This is a genomic window from Rhodopseudomonas sp. BR0C11 (genome assembly GCF_010820945.1).
GTDB lineage: Bacteria > Pseudomonadota > Alphaproteobacteria > Rhizobiales > Xanthobacteraceae > Rhodopseudomonas > Rhodopseudomonas palustris_H.
Map to the genome: position 1 here is coordinate 1 of NZ_QTKI01000059.1, position 17,343 is coordinate 17,343.

Here is a 17,343-nt window from a genome sequence, read left to right on the forward strand (position 1 = left end):
GCCGCGGCACTTCCTTCAGCTTGTCACGGCTCGGGAACGGCCCGTTGGCGTCGCGATGCGCCACGATGTTCACCGCCAGCGTCTCGCCGATGCCCGACACCCGCGCCAGCAGCGGCGCCGACGCGGTGTTGAGATCGACGCCGACCGCGTTCACGCAGTCTTCCACCGTCGCGTCGAGCGCACGCGCCAGCGCGTGCTGATTGAGATCGTGCTGATACTGGCCGACGCCGATCGACTGCGGCGGCACCTTTACCAGTTCGCCGAGTGGATCCTGCAGACGGCGCGCGATCGACACCGCCCCGCGGATCGACACGTCGAGATCGGGGAATTCCTTAGAGGCGAATTCCGAGGCCGAATACACCGACGCGCCGGCTTCCGACACGATCGCCTTGGTCAGCTTCAGATCCGGCTTGGCCTTCATCAGATCGGCGACCAGCTTCTCAGTCTCGCGCGAAGCTGTGCCGTTGCCGATCGCCACCAGCTCGATGCGGTGCTTCACGCAGAGCTGCGCCAGCGTCAGCATGCTCTCGTTCCACTGCCGCTGCGGCTCGTGCGGATAGATCGTGGCGTGATCGACCAGCTTGCCGGTGCGGTCGATCACCGCGACCTTGACGCCGGTGCGGAAGCCCGGATCGAGGCCCAGCGTAGCGCGGCCGCCGGCCGGCGCGGCGAGCAGCAGGTCGCGCAGATTCGCCGCGAACACCCGCACCGCTTCGGTCTCGGCCTGCTGCCACAGCCGCATCCGCATATCGAGCGCCAGTGCGGTCTTGATCCGCGTCCGCCACGCCCAGCGCACGCAATCCGACAGGAAGCCGTCGGCGGGACGGCCCTTGCGGGCGATGCTGAAGGTCGCGGCGATGCGGTTTTCGTACTGGGTCGGCTCTTTCAACTCCGGGTCTTCGCCGTCACCGAAATCGAGCGACAGCACCTCTTCCTTCTCGCCGCGCAGCAGCGCCAGGATGCGGTGCGACGGCAGCTTCTCGTACGGTTCGGAGAAGTCGAAGTAATCGGCGAACTTGGCGCCGACGGTTTTCTTGCCGTCGCGCACCGAGGCCTTCAGCGCGCCGCGGCTCCACATCGCTTCGCGCAGCGAGCCGGTGAGGTCGGCGTGTTCGGAGAAGCGCTCGACCAGGATGGCGCGCGCGCCTTCGAGGGCGGCCTTGACGTCGGCGATCGGGTGCTCGCCCTCGGCCTTCACATAGGCGGCTGCCTCGGCCTGCGGATCCTTGTCGGGGTTCTGCAACAGCAGGTCGGCGAGCGGCTCCAGGCCCGCTTCGCGCGCGATCTGCGCCTTGGTGCGGCGCTTTTCCTTGAACGGCAAATAGATGTCTTCGAGACGTGCCTTGCTGTCGGCCTTCAGCAGCGCCGCCTCCAGCTCGGGCGTCATCTTGCCCTGCTGCTTGATGCTGTCGATGATCGCGGTGCGGCGCGCCTCCATCTCGCGGAGGTAACGCAGCCGTTCCTCGAGGGTGCGGAGCTGCGCGTCGTCGAGCATCCCGGTCGCCTCTTTGCGGTAGCGGGCGATGAACGGCACGGTCGATCCGCCGTCGAGCAGGTCGATGGCGGCCTGGACCTGCTGCTCACGGACGGCGAGTTCGGATGCGATGACGGACGCGATGTTCGGCACTGGGAGTCTCTTTGGCAGATTCGAAGGAGGGGGACTCGGCCACGGCGGCGCGGCGAATCGAAGGCAACCTACGCGATCTTGCGGGCAAGATGCAGGGCGCATGACCGCCCGGTGCACGACGTGTGCATAACCCCTCGGGAGCCGCTCCGAACCAAATCGATTCGCCGTGTTCCCTGTTGAAAACGCGTTTATTTCGCCGGCACGTCGGCTTCGGCGTCGAGCACCCGGCGCAGCATCCGTGCCAGATCGGCACGGCGATACGGCTTCGGCAGCAGCTGCACGGCAGGACCGAGCCGGCCATGATGCAGCATCGCGTTCTCGGTGTAGCCGGAGGTGAACAGCACCTTCAGGCCCGGCTTGTACTTGCGCAGCTCCTCGGCGAGCTGCGGCCCGTTCATGCCGCCGGCCAGCATCACGTCGGTGAACAGCAGATCGAATTCGACGTCGTCGTACACCATCGACATCGCTTCCGCCGCGGAAGCCGCCGAGTGCGCGGTGTAGCCGAGCGCCTTCAGATGCGTCATCACATAGCTACGCACCAGCGCATCGTCTTCCACCACCAGCACCGACTCGCGGCCGCCCTGCGCCAGCGGCGGCGCGGCGCTGTCGAGCCCGGTATCGAGCGACGCGACCGCATACGGCAGATACAGCCGGATGGTCGTGCCGTGCCCCTCCTCGCTGTACAGCTCGATATGGCCGCCTGACTGCTTGACGAAGCCGTACACCATGCTGAGGCCGAGGCCGGTGCCTTCGCCAACCGGCTTGGTGGTGAAGAACGGCTCGAACACCCGGTCGCGGATCGCCGCCGGAATCCCGCAACCGGTGTCGCTCACCGCCAGCATCACGTAGCGGCCGGCGCTGACTTCGTCGTGCTGCGCCGCATAGGCCTGGTCGAGATCGACGTTGCCGGTCTCCAGCAGCAGCTTGCCGTTGCCCTTCATCGCATCGCGGGCGTTGATCGCAAGGTTGATCAGCGCGCTGCCGAGCTGCGACGGATCGGCCAGCGCCGGGCGCAGATCCGGCGACGGCTCGACATCGATCTCGATGCCGGCGCCGAGCGTCGGCCGCAGCAGCTTGACGGTGTCGAGCATCAGCGCGTTGACGTCGATGCTGCGCGGCTGCAGCGGCTGCTTGCGCGAGAACGACAACAGGCCGTGGGTGAGATCGGAGGCGCGCGTCACCGCCTGATCGACCATCGTGGCAACATCCCTCAGCGCCGGCCGGTCGGACACGCCGTCGGCGAGCATTTCGATGCCGCCGGTGATCACCGTGAGAATGTTGTTGAGGTCGTGCGCGACGCCGCCGGTGAGCTGGCCGATCGCCTGCATCTTCTGCGCCTGGCGCAGCTGGCGTTCGGATTCCTTGAACGCGGTGAGGTTGCGATACACGATCACCGCCCCGGCGAACGAGCCATCCGGGTTTTCCATGCGCCGCGCGCTTGCGGCGAGCTGCACTACCGGCTCGTCGCCGTGGCGGATGCCGAGTTCGACATTGTCGAAGCTCTCACCGCGCCGCGCCCGCGCCGCCGGACTGTCGTAATCCGGCATCGGCGTGACGCCGTCGGCGAGGAAGCGTTTGTACTTCCGCTTCCAGCGCTCGGAGCCGATGTCCTCGGCGACCCCGAACAAGGCCACGCAAGTCGGATTGGCAAACACCCGCTTGCCCTCGGCATCGAGCACCGCCACCGCGTCCGCCATGCTGGCGATGGTCTTGTCGAGCAGTTCCGACTTGCTGCGCAGCGCCGCATTGGCTTCGTCGATCTTGGCGACGGTTTCGGCGAAGGCGTCGGCAAGAATGCGGCTCTCGCCGCGCAGCCCGGCCGGCATCACCAGACGCCCGGTGCGGGAAAACGCCGCGACCGCCCGGGTGAGCTGCATGATCGGACTGGCGATCGAACGCGACAGCAGAGCCGACAGCAGCACCGCGCCGAGCACCGCCGCGAGGCCGACGATCAGGCCCGGCGTCCTGAGCGCGGTGGCGGGTGCCATGATCCGTTCCAGCGGTTCGGTCTCGATCACGGCGGTGCGGATGCCGTTCGACAGCGGCGCCATGACGATCGCCGCTGCGACCCGCTCACCGTCGGGCCGGGAGAACACCGCCGCGGCCCCGGGCTTGTCACCAAGCGCGGCGGCGAGTTGCGGGAAGTCGTCCTGCCAGCGCCGCTCCGGTTCCGCCGAGACGATGCGGCCGTCCATGTAGTTCATCATGTAGCCGCCGTCGGCCTCGACGAAGTACACGTCGGTGTCGTTGTCCAGCACGTCACGGATGCGTTCGAACACGGGCCGCAGATCGTAAGTGATCATCAGCACCGCAAACACCGTGCCGCTGGAATCGCGCACCGGCGCCGCGGCTGTGAACCGCGGCGACGACGAAGCGGCGGCGTCTGTGCCGCTCGGTGCCCAAAAGATCCGGATCGGCGAGAAGTACACCTCGTCGCCCGTCAGCCCCGCGGCATGCCTGAACGTCTCGTCATCACCGAGCGTTGGCAGTTCGGCGTCAGGCACGGTGCGGATGCTGCGGTTCGGCCCGTGGCGATCGACGGCGATCAAGGCGCGCCCGCCATTGGCGACGCCGACCAGCCGATAAGCCAGAAGGCCGGGCTTGACCTGCATGTTGCCCGCATACGCCGCCGCCAGATGCGAGCGCCACTGTGCTTCAGTGAGTCCGACCTCCGGATCGGTGCCGCCGTTGAGCCGCGACCTGACGATGCCGAGATGCGCCGGCAGCAGCCGGGCCGAGAGCACTTCGTTGCGGATGATGCGGAGAACCGATTCGTAAGCGCCAAGCCGAGCCTTGGCCTGATAGGCGAGCCGCGTCAGCCCGGACGGCACAGCTGCCCGCCCGATGTTGTAGTACGCGAGCACTCCGATCGCCGCCACCGTACACGCCACCAGCACGGTCATCGCCAAGGTCAGGCGCACCGACAGGCGCATCGATCGAATCTCCGGGGGAAGGAACGCAGGACGAGAGCAAACTATAGGAAGCGCCGAAGCGGCGCTACCATAGTCCTATCCTGATGTCAGACGACTCACGTCGGGATTTCGCCGAATCCTTTGCCAGGCTTCAGCGGCTTCAGGCGGATCAGCCGGGAATCCTCGACAGCCGCCTGACGGTGCTTCACCGCCTCGCGATACACCGGATCGCGAATCATCTCCACGAATGCCGCAACACTCGGATACTCGGCGATGAACATATGGTCCCAATGTTCGTGCTGAGGACCGATCAGCATCAGCTCGAACTGGCCCTGCCACACCACCTTGCCGCCGAGCCGCTCGAACACCGGGCCGGAGTCGCGACCGTACGCCGCATAGGCCTCGGCGCCGGTCGCCTCGCGGCCGTCCGGATAGGCGGCGCGCGGCTTCAGCCGCACCAGGTTGAGCATATGGATCGGCCCCGGACGATCCATCTCGCGAAACTGCGCGAACACCTCCTTGGTCGGATCGATATGGCCGGTCATGCGCCCCTCCTGCTTGCTTTGAACTTGTTTGACCATGCTAGTATCACGCCCGAGCCGCCGATGTCTGCTGCCGGAGCCTGCGCATGAGCGCCGTTGCCACCCTTCTCGTCGCGCTGGTCGCGGCCTTGCACGTCTTCTTCCTCGTGCTCGAGATGTTTCTCTGGACCAAGCCGCTCGGGCTCAAGGTGTTTCGGAATAGTCCCGACAAAGCCGCGGCGTCCGCGGTGCTGGCTGGCAATCAGGGTCTGTACAACGGCTTCCTGGCGGCCGGGCTGATCTGGTCGCTGCTGCATCCGAACGCCGCGGTGGCGCTGCAGCTTGCCACTTTCTTTCTCGGCTGCGTCATCGTCGCCGGATTGTACGGCGCCTCGACGGTGAGCCGGCGCATTCTCTACGTCCAGGCAGCTCCCGCCGTGGTGGCGCTGATCGCAGCGTGGGTCGCGTAGTCGGCAAGTAGGATGCTGCATCGCACAGCGCGGCAAATTGCAACGGCGCGCCATCGCGGCATTGCCAGACCTCGAGTGCTGATCCACACTCCCCGCTAACGGCGGCAGGCAAAACGCCGCCGGTCATAAGCCATGAGGGAGTAGACCAGCGATGAAGAGCCTGTATCAGGCCGCCGTAGCGGCTCTTGCGACCGTTGCGCTGACCGCCGTGCCCGCCGCGGCGCAAAAGAAATACGATCCGGGAGCGTCCGACACCGAGATCAAGATCGGCCAGACGGTGCCGTTCTCCGGCCCGGCCTCTGCCTACGCCGGCATCGGCAAGACCCAGGCCGCGTATATGCGGATGATCAATGATCAAGGCGGCATCAACGGCCGCAAGATCAACCTAATCCAGTACGACGACGCCTATTCGCCGCCCAAGGCCGTCGAGCAGGTCCGCAAACTGGTCGAAAGCGACGAGGTGCTGCTGACCTTCCAGATCATCGGCACGCCATCCAACGCCGCGGTGCAGAAATATCTCAACGCCAAGAAGGTGCCGCAACTGCTCGCCGCCACCGGCGCGACGCGGTTCACCGATCCGAAGAACTTCCCGTGGACGATGGGCTTCAACCCCAACTACCAGACCGAAGGCCGCATCTACGGCCGCTACATTCTGCAGAATCACCTCGACGCCAAGATCGGCATCCTGTTCCAGAACGATGATCTCGGCCGCGACTACGTCACCGGCCTGCGCGCCGCGCTCGGCGACAAGGCCGACAAGATGATCGTCGCTGAAGCCTCCTACGAACTCACTGATCCGACCGTCGACTCGCAGATCGTCAAGCTGAAGTCCGCCGGCGCCACGCTGCTGTACGACGCCTCGACGCCGCGCTTCGCCGCGCAGGCGATCAAGAAGGTCGCGGACCTCGGCTGGAATCCGGTCCATATCCTCGACATCAACGCCAGCCCGGTGTCGGCCACGCTGAAGCCGGCCGGCCTCGACATCTCCAAGGGCATCATCAGCGTCAATTACGGCAAGGACCCTGCCGACCCGCAATGGGCCAACGACGAGGGCGTGAAGAAGTATTTCGCCTTTATGGACAAGTACTATCCGGACGGCGACAAGCTCAATACCGTCAACAGCTACGGCTACAGCACCGCGGAGCTGCTGGTCACCATCCTCAAGCAGTGCGGCGACAACCTGACCCGCGAGAACGTCATGAAGCAGGCCGCCAACCTGAAGAATGTCGTCGGCGACCTGTCGCTGCCGGGCATGTCGGTCAACACCTCGCCGACCGACTTCCGCGTCAATAAGCAGCTCCGGATGATGAAATTCAACGGCGAGCGCTGGGAGCTGTTCGGCCCGATCATCGAGGACGACGCGGCGATGTAATCGCTGCGATCAGTTCGGCAGCAGCACGTCATTCCGGGTCGCGGGTGGAACTCGCGCCCCGGATTCGCCCTGCGATTGCGATAGTGGCAAAACCGCTCTCCGAGAGCGGTTTCCTGATCCTCACAGAGGACGACTTACTCAGCCGGATACCAGAAGGCGGCCTCTCCGCCCCGGTACATCGCCGGGTATCGACCAATTCTGCACAGACAGCCTGCCCGAATCGCGTTCGAATGCCGCCAACAGACGGGAGTGGAAGCCGTTGAGTGGAGGCGCTGCCGGCGGCGGCGGATCAGCATGAGAGCAGACAGCACCAGCAACCGCTATTTCACCGTCGAACAGCTCGAGGAGCTGGCGGTCGCCAAGTACATTGAGGCCGCGCTGACGCCGGCCGGCGAGGAGCGCGACGAGCTGCTCGAAGAGGCCAAGCGGTTCGCCAGCCGGGCCAAGATGAAGAGCTGGCTGATGGGCGAGATCGGCGCCGCGCCGCGTCGCCGCAACTATCACTAACCGCCGATCCCCGATTGCGGCACAGCCGCTCGGCATTCACCAAAGGAACGGCTCTGCCCAAATCAGAACCGGGCGGTGGTGTTGACCTCGCGATTACTCCCACGGGATCGCGCTGACTTCGCGCTGCAGCCGGTCCATCGCGGTCATCACCGCGGCGCCGGCAAATTCCCGGCTGGCCTGGCCGGGATCGACCGTGGCGACCTTCCAATTCGCACCATTGGTGTCGTCACAGGGCTGGCACGGCCGAATCCGGATCGCCTCGACCTTGTCGCAGTGACGTTGGCCGCGGACGTCCTGCAGCAGCAGCGCCTCGATCTCCTCCGCGGTCCTCAACACCCTGGTCATCACTGGTTCCTTCTGTACGGTCGGCAGGCGCCGCATCGATCGCAGAGCTGTAGCGCAAGGTCTTGAGATGCCTCAAGTCTGCGCCGGTTCCGTCAAATCGGGAACCTGGCTTTAACCTTCGCTTTACCGGGCCTTAAACCGGGTTCGCTAGCGTCGCTTGCAACGGTCGGCGTGGACGATGCGATGGCGTGGGGCAGGAAAAAAGCCGGCGAGAGGCGAGAGCCGAAATTCGGGTCCGGTGAATCGCTCGCCGACATGCGCCTGACGCCGCAGGATCGGGTGAACGTGGCCGACGACAAGCCGAAGAAGAAGCCCGCGGGCAAAGCCGGCGGCGGCGCGCGCAAGCGCAAGCCGCGCAAGGGCGTGATCGCGTCGGTGCGCCAGGCGATCGGCCGCGTGGTGTATTGGAGCGCGGTCGCCGGCATCTGGGCGGTGCTCGCCGTGGTCGGCGTCATGGTCTGGGTGGGCGCGCATCTGCCGCCGATCCAGTCGCTGGAAATCCCGAAGCGGCCGCCGACCATCACCATCGTGGCCGACGACGGCTCGACCATGGCGGTGCGCGGCGAGCAGGCCGGCACCAATGTGGCGCTCAAGGAGCTGCCGCCGTATTTGCCGAAGGCGTTCATCGCGATCGAAGACCGCAGGTTCTATCAGCACTTCGGCGTCGATCCGCTCGGCATCGCCCGCGCCGCGGTCACCAACGTGCTGCACCGGGGCGTGTCGCAGGGCGGCTCGACGCTGACCCAGCAGCTCGCCAAGAACCTGTTCCTGACCCAGGATCGCACGCTGACCCGCAAGCTGCAGGAGGTCGAGCTGGCGCTGTGGCTGGAGCGCAAGCACTCCAAGGCCGAGATCCTCGAACTGTATCTGAACCGGGTGTATTTCGGTTCCGGCGCCTACGGCGTCGAGGCCGCGGCGCAGAAGTACTTCGGCAAATCGGCCAAGGACGTCACGCTGGTCGAGGCGGCGATGCTGGCGGGCCTGGTCAAATCACCATCGCGCCTCGCACCGAACCGCAATCCCGAAGGCGCCGAAAAGCGCGCGCAGATCGTGCTCGCCGCAATGGCGGAGGCCGGCTTCGTCACCGACAAGCAGGCCCAGGCCGCGATCGCCAACCCGGTCTACACCGTCAAGCCGACCGGCGCCGGCACCATCAACTACGTTGCCGACTGGATCACCGAAGTGCTCGACGATCTGGTCGGGCAGATCGACCAGTCGATCATCGTCGAGACCTCGATCGATCCGAGGCTGCAATCGGTGGCCGAGGCGGCGATCATCGACGAGCTGGCGGCCAAGAGCGTCAAATACAAGGTGACCCAGGGCGCGCTGGTGGCGATGACACCGGACGGCACGGTGCGGGCGATGATCGGCGGGCGCAACTATGCCGACAGCCAGTTCAACCGCGCCGTCACCGCCAAGCGGCAACCCGGCTCGGCGTTCAAGCCGTTCGTGTATCTGACGGCTGTCGAAGCCGGTCTGACGCCCGACACCATTCGCCAGGACGCGCCGCTCGACCTCAAAGGCTGGAAGCCGGAGAACTACACCCACGAATATTTCGGCGCGGTGACCCTGACCCAGGCGTTGGCGATGTCGCTGAACACGGTGGCGGTGCGGCTCGGGCTCGAAGTCGGGCCGAAGAACGTGGTGCGCACCGCGCACCGGCTCGGCATCGCCTCCAAGCTCGACGCCAACCCGTCGATCGCGCTCGGCACCTCGGAAGTGACGCTGACCGAGCTGGTTGGCGCCTACTCCACCTTCGCCAATGGCGGACTGTTGGTGTCGCCACATGTGGTGAAGCGGATCCGCACCGCGCAAGGCAACAAGGTGCTGTACGTCCGCAGCGACGAGCCGGCGAGCCGGGTTGTCGACCCGCGCGCGGCAGCGATGATGAACACCATGATGCAGGAAACGCTGCGCTCCGGCACCGCCCACAAGGCCGACCTGCCGGGCTGGGTTGCGGCTGGCAAGACCGGCACCAGCCAGGATTTCCGCGATGCTTGGTTCCTTGGCTACACCTCGACGCTCGTCACCGGCGTCTGGCTCGGCAACGACGACAACTCACCAACCAAGAAGGCCACCGGCGGCGGACTGCCGGTCGAAGTGTGGACACGGTTCATGCGCGAAGCGCTCAAGGGCGAGACGCCGCAGCCATTGCCCGGCGACTGGAGCGGCGGCCCAATCGCGAGCAGCCCGCCGGCCGGCCTCGGCGGCGGACTGAACGCCCCGCCCACAGGCGGCGGCACCATCGCGCAGGCCGGCCCGCGCGGCGAAACCCAGGTGATCAACGCGCCGCCGCCCCCCGGGGCAGGCCGCATGCCTCCGCCGACCCGCGCCAACGTGCGGCCAGAGGCGGACGCAGGCCTCGATGGCTGGCTGATGGATCGGCTGTTCGGGCGGTGATGCGTCGTGCAGATCTGAGCGGCGCGCGGCAGCCCTCAGTCTGCGTGGCAGCCCTCACCCCAGCCCTCTCCCGCAAGCGGGAGAGGGAGCGCGCCGCAAATGGAGCAGCGTCTGCCACCCGAATAAGCGTTTGTTTGATAGCTAAGAATAGCTGAGTGGCTTGACCTCTCCCCACACCGTAGCCGGCTCCCTCTCCCGCTTGCAGGAGAGGGTTGGGGTGAGGGCGACGCGGGCAGCGCGCCCGCGTCCAGCGCACCTCAGTCGCTGATGCCGTAGCGGTGCAGGTCGTTGCCGTAGGAGTCGAGCCAGGTCTTGGCGCGCTCCATCTGCGGACAGACCTTGCCGACCACGCGCCAGAACCGCGCCGAGTGGTTCATCTCGACCAGATGCGCGACTTCGTGGGCCGCCAGATAGTCCAGCACATAAGTCGGCGCCAGGATCAGCCGCCACGAGAACGACAGCGAGCCGGCCGAGGTGCACGAGCCCCATCGGCTCGACTGGTCGCGGATCGACAGCCGCGTCACCTTCACGCCGAGCTCCGGCGCGTAGCGATCGCAGGCCTTCTGCAGGTCGCGGCGGGCCTCGCGCTTGAGGAAATCGAGCACCCGGCGCTCGATATGCTCGGTCTCGCCCGCGACGCACAGGATCTTTTCGCCGGACTCGCGCACTTCGGTCCACACCGTGCCGCGCCCTGCGCGGTGCACGATCTTATGGTCCTGGCCACGGAGGGGCACCAGCGTGCCGGGCAGGAACGGCGCGGCCTTCGGCAGCCGGCCGAGACGCGCGGCGATCCATGCGCCGTGACGCTGGGCGAATTCCTTGGCGTCGGCGAGCGTGCCGCGCGGCGGCATCGTCAGAATCGCTTCGCGATCGCTCGGATGAATCCGCAAGGTGTAACGTCGCGCGCGGCGGTGGCGGCGAATGCGAACGGCGAAGAACTGCGAGCCGTGTCGGACGGGGATCGTCGACGGCTCCGTGGGGCGCCGATAGAGAAGTGCGCGGGCCATGTCTGCAGGTCCAGGGAAAAGAAGGTCCCCTGGAATCTGCCATAACCGCCGCCATGGGAAGCGCTCGGCGCAAAAACAAATCATTTGCCCAATATACAGGGCAAAGCCGATGTCGCACCCCTAAGTGATGGGGCTCGGAACTCGAAATTTTCGCGAATTTCGATTCAAAACGATACCCTGAGAGGTGACTCACTCCTCACTACTTGCGGAACCCGTGAATCCGGATTCCCCCAGGCTATGTACACAACCGATCAGGCCGCTTGCGCTTTGATTTATCAGCGCAAACTGATCAGCAGCAACGCGTCATCCACAGCGCCTGCTAATGGCGACGCGTAGTAATCACTCCGCCGCGCGCGCCGGCGTATCACTCGCCGACGACGCATGGAAATCACAGATACGCGGCACGATTTCCGAACGGAAACGCGAGCCGTTGAACACACCGTAGTGGCCGACGCCCTTCTGCACGTAGTGCACGCGCCGATTATCCGGGATCGACGAACACAGACCGTGCGTTGCCTCGGTCTGACCGAGACCGGAGATGTCGTCGTTCTCGCCTTCCACCGTCATCAGCGCGACGCGCTTGACCTTCGACGGCTCGACCAGCTTGCCGCGATGCGTCATCTCGCCTTTCGGCAGCGCGTGCTTGACGAACACCAGATCGACGGTCTGCAGATAGAACTCCGCGGTCAGATCCATCACCGCCAGATACTCGTCGTAGAACTCGCGGTGCTTGTCGGCGAGGTCGCCGTCGCCCTGAACCAGATGGTTGAACAGGTTGCGATGCGCGTCCATGTGCCGGTCGAGGTTCATGCTGATGAACCCGTTGAGCTGCAAAAACCCCGGATAGACGTCGCGCATGAAGCCCGGATGCGGGAACGGCACCTTGGTGATGACGTGGTTGCGGAACCAGTCGATGCCCTTCTCGGCCGCGAGATTGTTCACCGCGGTCGGATTGCGGCGGGTGTCGATCGGGCCGCCCATCAGCGTCATCGACAGCGGCACGAACGGATCTTCGTTGGCCTCCATCACCGACACCGCGGTCAGCACCGGCACCGACGGCTGGCACACCGCCATGACATGAACGTTGCCGCCCAGCGTCTGCAGCATCTCGATGACGTAATCGACATAGTCGTCGAGGTCGAACCGCCCGGCCGCCGCCGGCACCATCCGGGCGTCGGCCCAGTCGGTGATGTAGACCTCATGGGTCGGCAGGAAGGCCTCGACCGTGCCACGCAGCAGCGTGGCGTAGTGGCCGGACATCGGCGCCACGATCAGCAACCTTGGCTGCGGATGGCGCAGCGGGCGCTCCAGCTTGCGCTCGAAATACAGCAGCCGGCAGAACGGCTTTTCCCAGACATTGTGGATCTCGATCGGGACCCGCATGCCGTTGACTTCGGTGTCGTCGAGCCCCCACTCCGGCTTGCCATAGCGGCGGGTGGTGCGCTCGAACACTTCGCAAGCCGCGGCGATCGACTTGCCGAATTCGGTGTGGCTCCACGGATTGAGCGGGTTCTTGAACGCCAGCTTGGTCGCGTCCGACATCGCTCGCGCCGGATTCAGCGAGGCGTGCGCCATCTCGTAGAACCAGTACATCGGCGTGGTCAGCGCCGGACTGACTTCCGCAGGCATCTCCGGCGGGCGACCAAATTCACCAATGACAACCGGCATCGTGTCGTGTCCCTCGTAACCCCGTGCAGCGCAACATAGTGGCGGCTGGGTACAGGCGCGTCAATCACAAGATCGAAATATGCGCTTCACCGCGTAAAAAGTAAGCACGGACAGTCCACAGGCCTGTCCGGATTCATCCTACTCGCCGCTCTGGATCAGTGAGCCGTGGCGTCGGGCGCTGTTCAGCATCGCCAGAAAACTGATGAACGCGGCCACGAACAGCACCACATTGATGCCTAGCGCCCACAGCATCAGATCGCCGCGAAACTGGTGATCGATCAGCAGCGCCCGCATGCCTTCGAACACGTAGGTCGGCGGCAGCATCCAGGCGACGACCTGCAGCCAATGCGGCAGCACCGCGACCGGATAGTAGACGCAGGCGAGCGGCATCACGCCGAACATCAGGCTCCAGACGATGCTCTCGGCGCCGAGCCCATGGCGCAGCACCAGCCCCGACACGAAGATGCCGAGCGCCCACGAGGTAAAGATCAGGTTACAGAAGAACGCGCCGAGCGGCAGGCCGAAGCCGAACAGGTTGAAGTCGAACAGCGTCATCGCCAGCACCACCATCGGCACGACACCGATGGCGAGACGGATCAGGCTCATGATCATCAGCGCGATCAGAAACTCGAGCGGCTTCAGCGGGCTCATCATCAGGTTGCCGAGATTGCGCGCCCACATCTCCTCGAGAAACGAGATCGAAAACCCGAGCTGACCGCGAAACAGAATGTCCCACAGGATTACCGCGCCGATCAGCGTGCCGCCGGCGCGGGCGAAGAACCCGGCATTCTGCGCCACGTAGCTCTGCAGAAAGCCCCAAGTGATCACTTGCAGCGCCGGCCAGTACACCAGCTCGAACAGCCGGGGCCACGACGACAGCAGCAGGTACCAATAGCGCAGCACCATGGCGCTGATGCGATGCCAGGCGAGGCCGTGACCGAGTTCGAGGCCGGCGATCAGACTTCTCATGATTCAGCATCCCGTGCCCGGCCGCGGGCGACGTCGAGAAACACCTCCTCCAGCGTCGAGCGGTGATAGCGCGCCATGATCGCCGACGGGGTGTCGTCGTCCTCGATCCGGCCGCGCTTCATGATCACGACGCGATCGCACAGCCGCTCGACCTCGAGCATGTTGTGCGAAGCCAGCAGGATGCTGGCGCCGCGGCGCTTGCGATAACTCTCCAGATGCGACCTGATCCAGTCGGCGGTGTCGGGATCGAGCGAGGCGGTCGGCTCGTCGAGCAGCAGCAGTTCGGGCTGGTTGATCAGCGCCTTCGCCAGCGCCACCCGGGTTTTCTGCCCGGCCGACAGCTTGCCGGAGGCCCGGTCGAGAAAGTCGGTCAGATCGAAATCGGCGGCGAGTTCGGCGATCCGGCCGCGCAAGTCAGGGACCGCGTAGAGCTGGCCGAACACCGTCAGGTTTTGCCGCACCGTCAGCCGCGACGGCATGTCGACATAGGGGCTTTCGAAGTTGATCCGGCCGAGCACGTCGGCCCGCTGCTCCGGCATCGCGCAGCCGAGCACGCGGATCCGCCCCGCGGTCGGCAGCACCAGCCCCATGATCATCGCGATCGTCGTGGTCTTGCCGGCGCCGTTGCCGCCGAGCAGTCCGGTGATGCTACCGCGCGGCACCCGGAACGAGATGTCGTCCACCGCCCGCGTGGTCTTGTAGGTCTTGACCAGATGCGAGACTTCAATCGCCGCAGATACGGAGGAAGACCCCGCCGGGTTGTCGACCCGGCCAACGCTATCGATCGCCATCATGGAGCCTGTTTGGCGATTGCCGGCGGTGAGCGCAAGCGTGCCGCCGGGCGATCCGCCGCGGGCGGCGTCAATTGGCATACCGACCCGCCGACGCTACTGTCCGGCCCATGTCCGATGATCTGATTTCCGCCGACTTCCGGCATCCGCGGCGCCACGTTCGCCTCGATACCATCCTGCGGCTGCGTTGGCTGGCGGCGCTCGGCCAGCTCGCCGCGATCTTCGTGGTCTCGGAAGGGCTGGAATTCGACTTCGCGGTGATGCCATGCATCGTCATCATCGCGGTGTCGGGCCTGGTCAACCTCGCGCTGCAGATCGCCTTCAACCCGATGCAGCGGATGGAGCCGATCTACGCCGCGCTGCTGCTCGCGCTGAACATCTCCGAGCTGGCGGGCCTGCTATACTTTACCGGCGGCCTGCAGAACCCGTTCGCATTCCTGTTCCTCGGCCCGGTGCTGATCAGCGCCACCGCGCTGCCGACCCGGATGACGATCTCGCTCGGGATCTTCGCGGCCGGCTGCGCGGCATTCCTCGGTTACAGCCATTCGCCGCTGCCCTGGGCCGGCGAGGAGCCGGTGGCGCTGCCGCGGATCTATCTGGTCGGCGTCTGGCTCTCGATCCTGCTCGCGATCGGCGTCACCAGCCTCTACACCTTCCAGGTCACCGAAGAGGCCCGCAAGCTCGCCGACGCGCTGTCGGCGGCCGAACTGGTGCTGGAGCGGGAGCAGCATCTGACCCAGCTCGATGGCCTCGCCGCTGCGGCCGCGCACGAACTCGGCACGCCGCTGTCGACCATCTTCTTGATCTCGCGCGAACTGGAAAAAACCGCCCCGCCGGAGATGGCCTCCGACCTGCGGACCTTACGCGAACAGGCGCAGCGCTGCCGAGAGATCCTCGGCAAGATCGCTCAGCTGTCGTCGGCCGGCGCGCCGTTCGACCGGATGCCGCTGTCGACGCTGATCGAGGAAGCGGTGGCGCCGCATCGCGACTTCGGCATCGCCATCAAGATCCGGCTGGCGCAGCACGGCGAACCCGAGCCGGTGGTGATGCGCAACCCCGCGATCCTGTACGGCATCGGCAATATCCTGGAGAACGCCGTCGACTTCGCCCGCAACGCCGTCGAGGTGAACGCCTGGTGGAACGCCGACACCGTGCAGATCGTGGTGTCGGACGACGGTCCGGGCATCAAGCCGGACGTGCTGCGCCGGATCGGCGAGCCCTATCTGTCACGCCGCCGCAGCGCCGATGATCCCAATCGCGAGCGGTCAGGCCTCGGCCTCGGCGTGTTCATCGCCCGGACGCTGCTGGAGCGAACCGGCGCCAAGGTCGAGTTCCGTAACAAGACCTTCCCGGATCATGGTGCCATCGTCCAGCTCAGCTGGCCCAGGAACCGCTTCGAGACCATCGAAAAGACCGAAGAAACAATGGCTTGATCCGCCCCGCGCGCTCCGGTCGCAGGCGCACGCTCTTGGCAGCGCGGTGTCGCACCCCCATATCTTGTGACACTCGACGAGGAGCCCCGCCGTGAACGCCATTCCCGAACTGAATGACCACACCGATCGCTCGCTGCTGATCGTGGAGGACGACAAGCCGTTCCTCGACCGGCTGGCACGGGCCATGGAAACGCGCGGCTTCGCGGTCAAGGCCTGCGACAGCGTCTCCAGCGGTCTCGCCCAGATCGGCAAGGCGGCGCCGGCATTCGCCGTGGTCGATCTCCGTCTCGGCGACGGCAACGGCCTCGATGTGGTCTCGGCGCTGAAGCGCGAGCGGCCCGATTGCCGCGCCATCGTGCTGACCGGCTACGGCAACATCGCCACCGCCGTGACCGCGGTGAAGATGGGCGCGGTCGACTATCTGTCGAAGCCGGCGGACGCCGACGACGTCGTTGCGGCGCTGCTCTCGACCGGCAACGAGAAATCCGAACCGCCGCCGAACCCGATGTCGGCGGACCGCGTCCGCTGGGAGCACATCCAGCGCATCTACGAGATGTGCAACCGCAATGTCTCCGAGACCGCGCGCCGCCTGAACATGCACCGCCGTACCTTGCAGCGCATCCTCGCCAAGCGCGCGCCACGCTAAGCACAGCCTCTATCGATTATCAGCCTGGTCATTCCGGGGCGCGAACGAAGTTCGCGAACCCGGAATCTGACGCGCGAAGAAACCAACGGGATTCCGGTCTCGCCGCTACGCCGCGCCTTCGGAATGACGGAGCTACGACCCTTCGGCAAATCCCTGCGGGTCGGCGAGGCGGCCAAGGCGTTGAGCGGCGGCGAGCGCGAAGCGCAGCATCATCACCTTGCGGGTCGCCGCCGGCAGCTTGTGCTCCGGCGCTTCGCAATGCAGATGAGCGCCGTAACCGTCGGCCACGATCAGCCCGGTGTCGGCCGGAAAAATCTCGCACGGCAGATCCTGGGTGAAGGCGAAGAACAGCCGGTCGCAATGCGCCCGGTAGTCGGGCCATTTGTGATCGGCCCGCAGATCCTCCACCGACGATTTGATCTCCACGATCCAGATCTCGCCGCGCTCGTTCAGCGCCACCAGATCGGCGCGCCGCCCGGACGGCAGCGGCAGCTCGCTGACGCAGGCGAAGCCGAGCGAACGCAGCAGCCGCTGCGTGCCGCGCGCAATGCTGAGCGCGGTCTCCGACTGCCGCAGATCGCGCGGCAGAATCATTTGAACGGCATTCGATTCCATCGCGTCCAAGTCTAGCCGAAGTCGGAGCAGGTGCCCAACCGGTCACGTCAGTTCCAGTTT

At 65.8% G+C, this 17,343-nt stretch carries 15 protein-coding genes; 6 read left to right on the forward strand and 9 right to left on the reverse strand.

Annotated elements, in window-relative coordinates; all coding sequences use genetic code 11:
• From DYI24_RS07340 to DYI24_RS07350, 3 genes are all read right to left on the reverse strand, one after another.
• A partial coding sequence (locus tag DYI24_RS07340) for a Tex-like N-terminal domain-containing protein (RefSeq protein ID WP_164571819.1) occupies window positions 1-1,627 on the reverse strand: 1,627 nt, incomplete at its 3' end.
• Between the two features lie 188 nt (window positions 1,628-1,815).
• Window positions 1,816-4,560 (reverse strand): ATP-binding protein, encoded by a 2,745-nt coding sequence (locus tag DYI24_RS07345; protein ID WP_164571820.1) that lies wholly within the window; start codon window positions 4,558-4,560, stop codon window positions 1,816-1,818.
• A 95-nt stretch (window positions 4,561-4,655) separates the two neighbouring features.
• On the reverse strand, window positions 4,656-5,084 hold the full coding sequence (locus tag DYI24_RS07350) for a DUF1330 domain-containing protein (RefSeq protein ID WP_164571821.1): 429 nt from the start codon (window positions 5,082-5,084) through the stop codon (window positions 4,656-4,658).
• 83 nt (window positions 5,085-5,167) lie between these two features.
• On the opposite strand from DYI24_RS07350, the gene DYI24_RS07355 reads away from it, so the two are divergent.
• The 3 genes from DYI24_RS07355 (at window position 5,168) to DYI24_RS07365 (ending at window position 7,409) form a co-directional block, all read left to right on the forward strand.
• Window positions 5,168-5,530, forward strand: a complete 363-nt coding sequence (locus DYI24_RS07355) for a DUF1304 domain-containing protein (RefSeq protein WP_164571822.1) — start codon at window positions 5,168-5,170, stop codon at window positions 5,528-5,530.
• 151 nt (window positions 5,531-5,681) lie between these two features.
• A complete protein-coding gene (locus tag DYI24_RS07360; RefSeq protein WP_164571823.1) occupies window positions 5,682-6,902 on the forward strand; it encodes an ABC transporter substrate-binding protein in 1,221 nt (406 codons plus the stop codon).
• A 294-nt stretch (window positions 6,903-7,196) separates the two neighbouring features.
• Window positions 7,197-7,409, forward strand: a complete 213-nt coding sequence (locus tag DYI24_RS07365; protein ID WP_107342781.1) for a hypothetical protein — start codon at window positions 7,197-7,199, stop codon at window positions 7,407-7,409.
• A gap of 93 nt (window positions 7,410-7,502) precedes the next feature.
• On the opposite strand, the gene DYI24_RS07370 is transcribed toward DYI24_RS07365, so the two are convergent.
• Window positions 7,503-7,754: a hypothetical protein gene (locus tag DYI24_RS07370; protein ID WP_107357377.1), complete on the reverse strand. Its 252-nt coding sequence runs from the start codon at window positions 7,752-7,754 to the stop codon at window positions 7,503-7,505.
• 183 nt (window positions 7,755-7,937) lie between these two features.
• Here DYI24_RS07370 and DYI24_RS07375 point away from each other — a divergent pair, with 183 nt between their 5' ends.
• Complete coding sequence (locus DYI24_RS07375; protein WP_164571824.1) at window positions 7,938-10,154, forward strand: transglycosylase domain-containing protein; 2,217 nt, start codon at window positions 7,938-7,940, stop codon at window positions 10,152-10,154.
• Between the two features lie 257 nt (window positions 10,155-10,411).
• Here the strand turns inward: DYI24_RS07375 and DYI24_RS07380 are convergent, their stop codons facing one another.
• From DYI24_RS07380 to DYI24_RS07395, 4 genes are all read right to left on the reverse strand, one after another.
• Window positions 10,412-11,245, reverse strand: a complete 834-nt coding sequence (locus tag DYI24_RS07380; RefSeq protein WP_164571825.1) for a M48 family metallopeptidase — start codon at window positions 11,243-11,245, stop codon at window positions 10,412-10,414.
• Between the two features lie 255 nt (window positions 11,246-11,500).
• Entirely contained in the window at window positions 11,501-12,829 is a 1,329-nt protein-coding gene (locus DYI24_RS07385; RefSeq protein WP_107342779.1) for a polyhydroxyalkanoate depolymerase, read from the reverse strand.
• A 138-nt stretch (window positions 12,830-12,967) separates the two neighbouring features.
• On the reverse strand, window positions 12,968-13,798 hold the full coding sequence (locus DYI24_RS07390) for an ABC transporter permease (protein WP_107342778.1): 831 nt from the start codon (window positions 13,796-13,798) through the stop codon (window positions 12,968-12,970).
• Window positions 13,795-14,592, reverse strand: coding sequence for an ABC transporter ATP-binding protein (locus DYI24_RS07395; RefSeq protein WP_205523415.1), 798 nt, complete (start codon window positions 14,590-14,592; stop codon window positions 13,795-13,797). Before DYI24_RS07395 ends, DYI24_RS07390 begins: the two co-directional genes overlap by 4 nt.
• A gap of 107 nt (window positions 14,593-14,699) precedes the next feature.
• Between DYI24_RS07395 and DYI24_RS07400 the strand changes: the two genes are divergently transcribed.
• Together DYI24_RS07400 and DYI24_RS07405 are read left to right on the forward strand one after the other, a co-directional pair.
• Complete coding sequence (locus tag DYI24_RS07400; protein WP_164571826.1) at window positions 14,700-16,022, forward strand: ActS/PrrB/RegB family redox-sensitive histidine kinase; 1,323 nt, start codon at window positions 14,700-14,702, stop codon at window positions 16,020-16,022.
• Window positions 16,023-16,113: 91 nt separating this feature from the next.
• Complete coding sequence (locus DYI24_RS07405) at window positions 16,114-16,668, forward strand: ActR/PrrA/RegA family redox response regulator transcription factor (RefSeq protein ID WP_164571827.1); 555 nt, start codon at window positions 16,114-16,116, stop codon at window positions 16,666-16,668.
• Between the two features lie 132 nt (window positions 16,669-16,800).
• Here DYI24_RS07405 and DYI24_RS07410 read toward each other — a convergent pair whose 3' ends face one another.
• Window positions 16,801-17,283 (reverse strand): MmcB family DNA repair protein, encoded by a 483-nt coding sequence (locus DYI24_RS07410; RefSeq protein WP_164571828.1) that lies wholly within the window; start codon window positions 17,281-17,283, stop codon window positions 16,801-16,803.
• Window positions 17,284-17,343: the final 60 nt, after the last annotated feature.

What these genes read in the sequence shown, in the direction of transcription:
- DYI24_RS07375 (WP_164571824.1), top strand. Translation starts at nt 7,938, where the DNA reads ATGGCGTGGGGCAGGAAAAAAGCCGGCGAGAGGCGAGAGCCGAAATTC.
- DYI24_RS07390 (WP_107342778.1), bottom strand. Translation starts at nt 13,798, where the DNA reads ATGAGAAGTCTGATCGCCGGCCTCGAACTCGGTCACGGCCTCGCCTGG.
- DYI24_RS07380 (WP_164571825.1), bottom strand. Translation starts at nt 11,245, where the DNA reads ATGATTTGTTTTTGCGCCGAGCGCTTCCCATGGCGGCGGTTATGGCAG.
- DYI24_RS07400 (WP_164571826.1), top strand. Translation starts at nt 14,700, where the DNA reads ATGTCCGATGATCTGATTTCCGCCGACTTCCGGCATCCGCGGCGCCAC.
- DYI24_RS07395 (WP_205523415.1), bottom strand. Translation starts at nt 14,592, where the DNA reads ATGATGGCGATCGATAGCGTTGGCCGGGTCGACAACCCGGCGGGGTCT.
- DYI24_RS07385 (WP_107342779.1), bottom strand. Translation starts at nt 12,829, where the DNA reads ATGCCGGTTGTCATTGGTGAATTTGGTCGCCCGCCGGAGATGCCTGCG.
- DYI24_RS07365 (WP_107342781.1), top strand. Translation starts at nt 7,197, where the DNA reads ATGAGAGCAGACAGCACCAGCAACCGCTATTTCACCGTCGAACAGCTC.
- DYI24_RS07360 (WP_164571823.1), top strand. Translation starts at nt 5,682, where the DNA reads ATGAAGAGCCTGTATCAGGCCGCCGTAGCGGCTCTTGCGACCGTTGCG.
- DYI24_RS07350 (WP_164571821.1), bottom strand. Translation starts at nt 5,084, where the DNA reads ATGACCGGCCATATCGATCCGACCAAGGAGGTGTTCGCGCAGTTTCGC.
- DYI24_RS07345 (WP_164571820.1), bottom strand. Translation starts at nt 4,560, where the DNA reads ATGCGCCTGTCGGTGCGCCTGACCTTGGCGATGACCGTGCTGGTGGCG.
- DYI24_RS07410 (WP_164571828.1), bottom strand. Translation starts at nt 17,283, where the DNA reads ATGGAATCGAATGCCGTTCAAATGATTCTGCCGCGCGATCTGCGGCAG.
- DYI24_RS07370 (WP_107357377.1), bottom strand. Translation starts at nt 7,754, where the DNA reads ATGACCAGGGTGTTGAGGACCGCGGAGGAGATCGAGGCGCTGCTGCTG.
- DYI24_RS07355 (WP_164571822.1), top strand. Translation starts at nt 5,168, where the DNA reads ATGAGCGCCGTTGCCACCCTTCTCGTCGCGCTGGTCGCGGCCTTGCAC.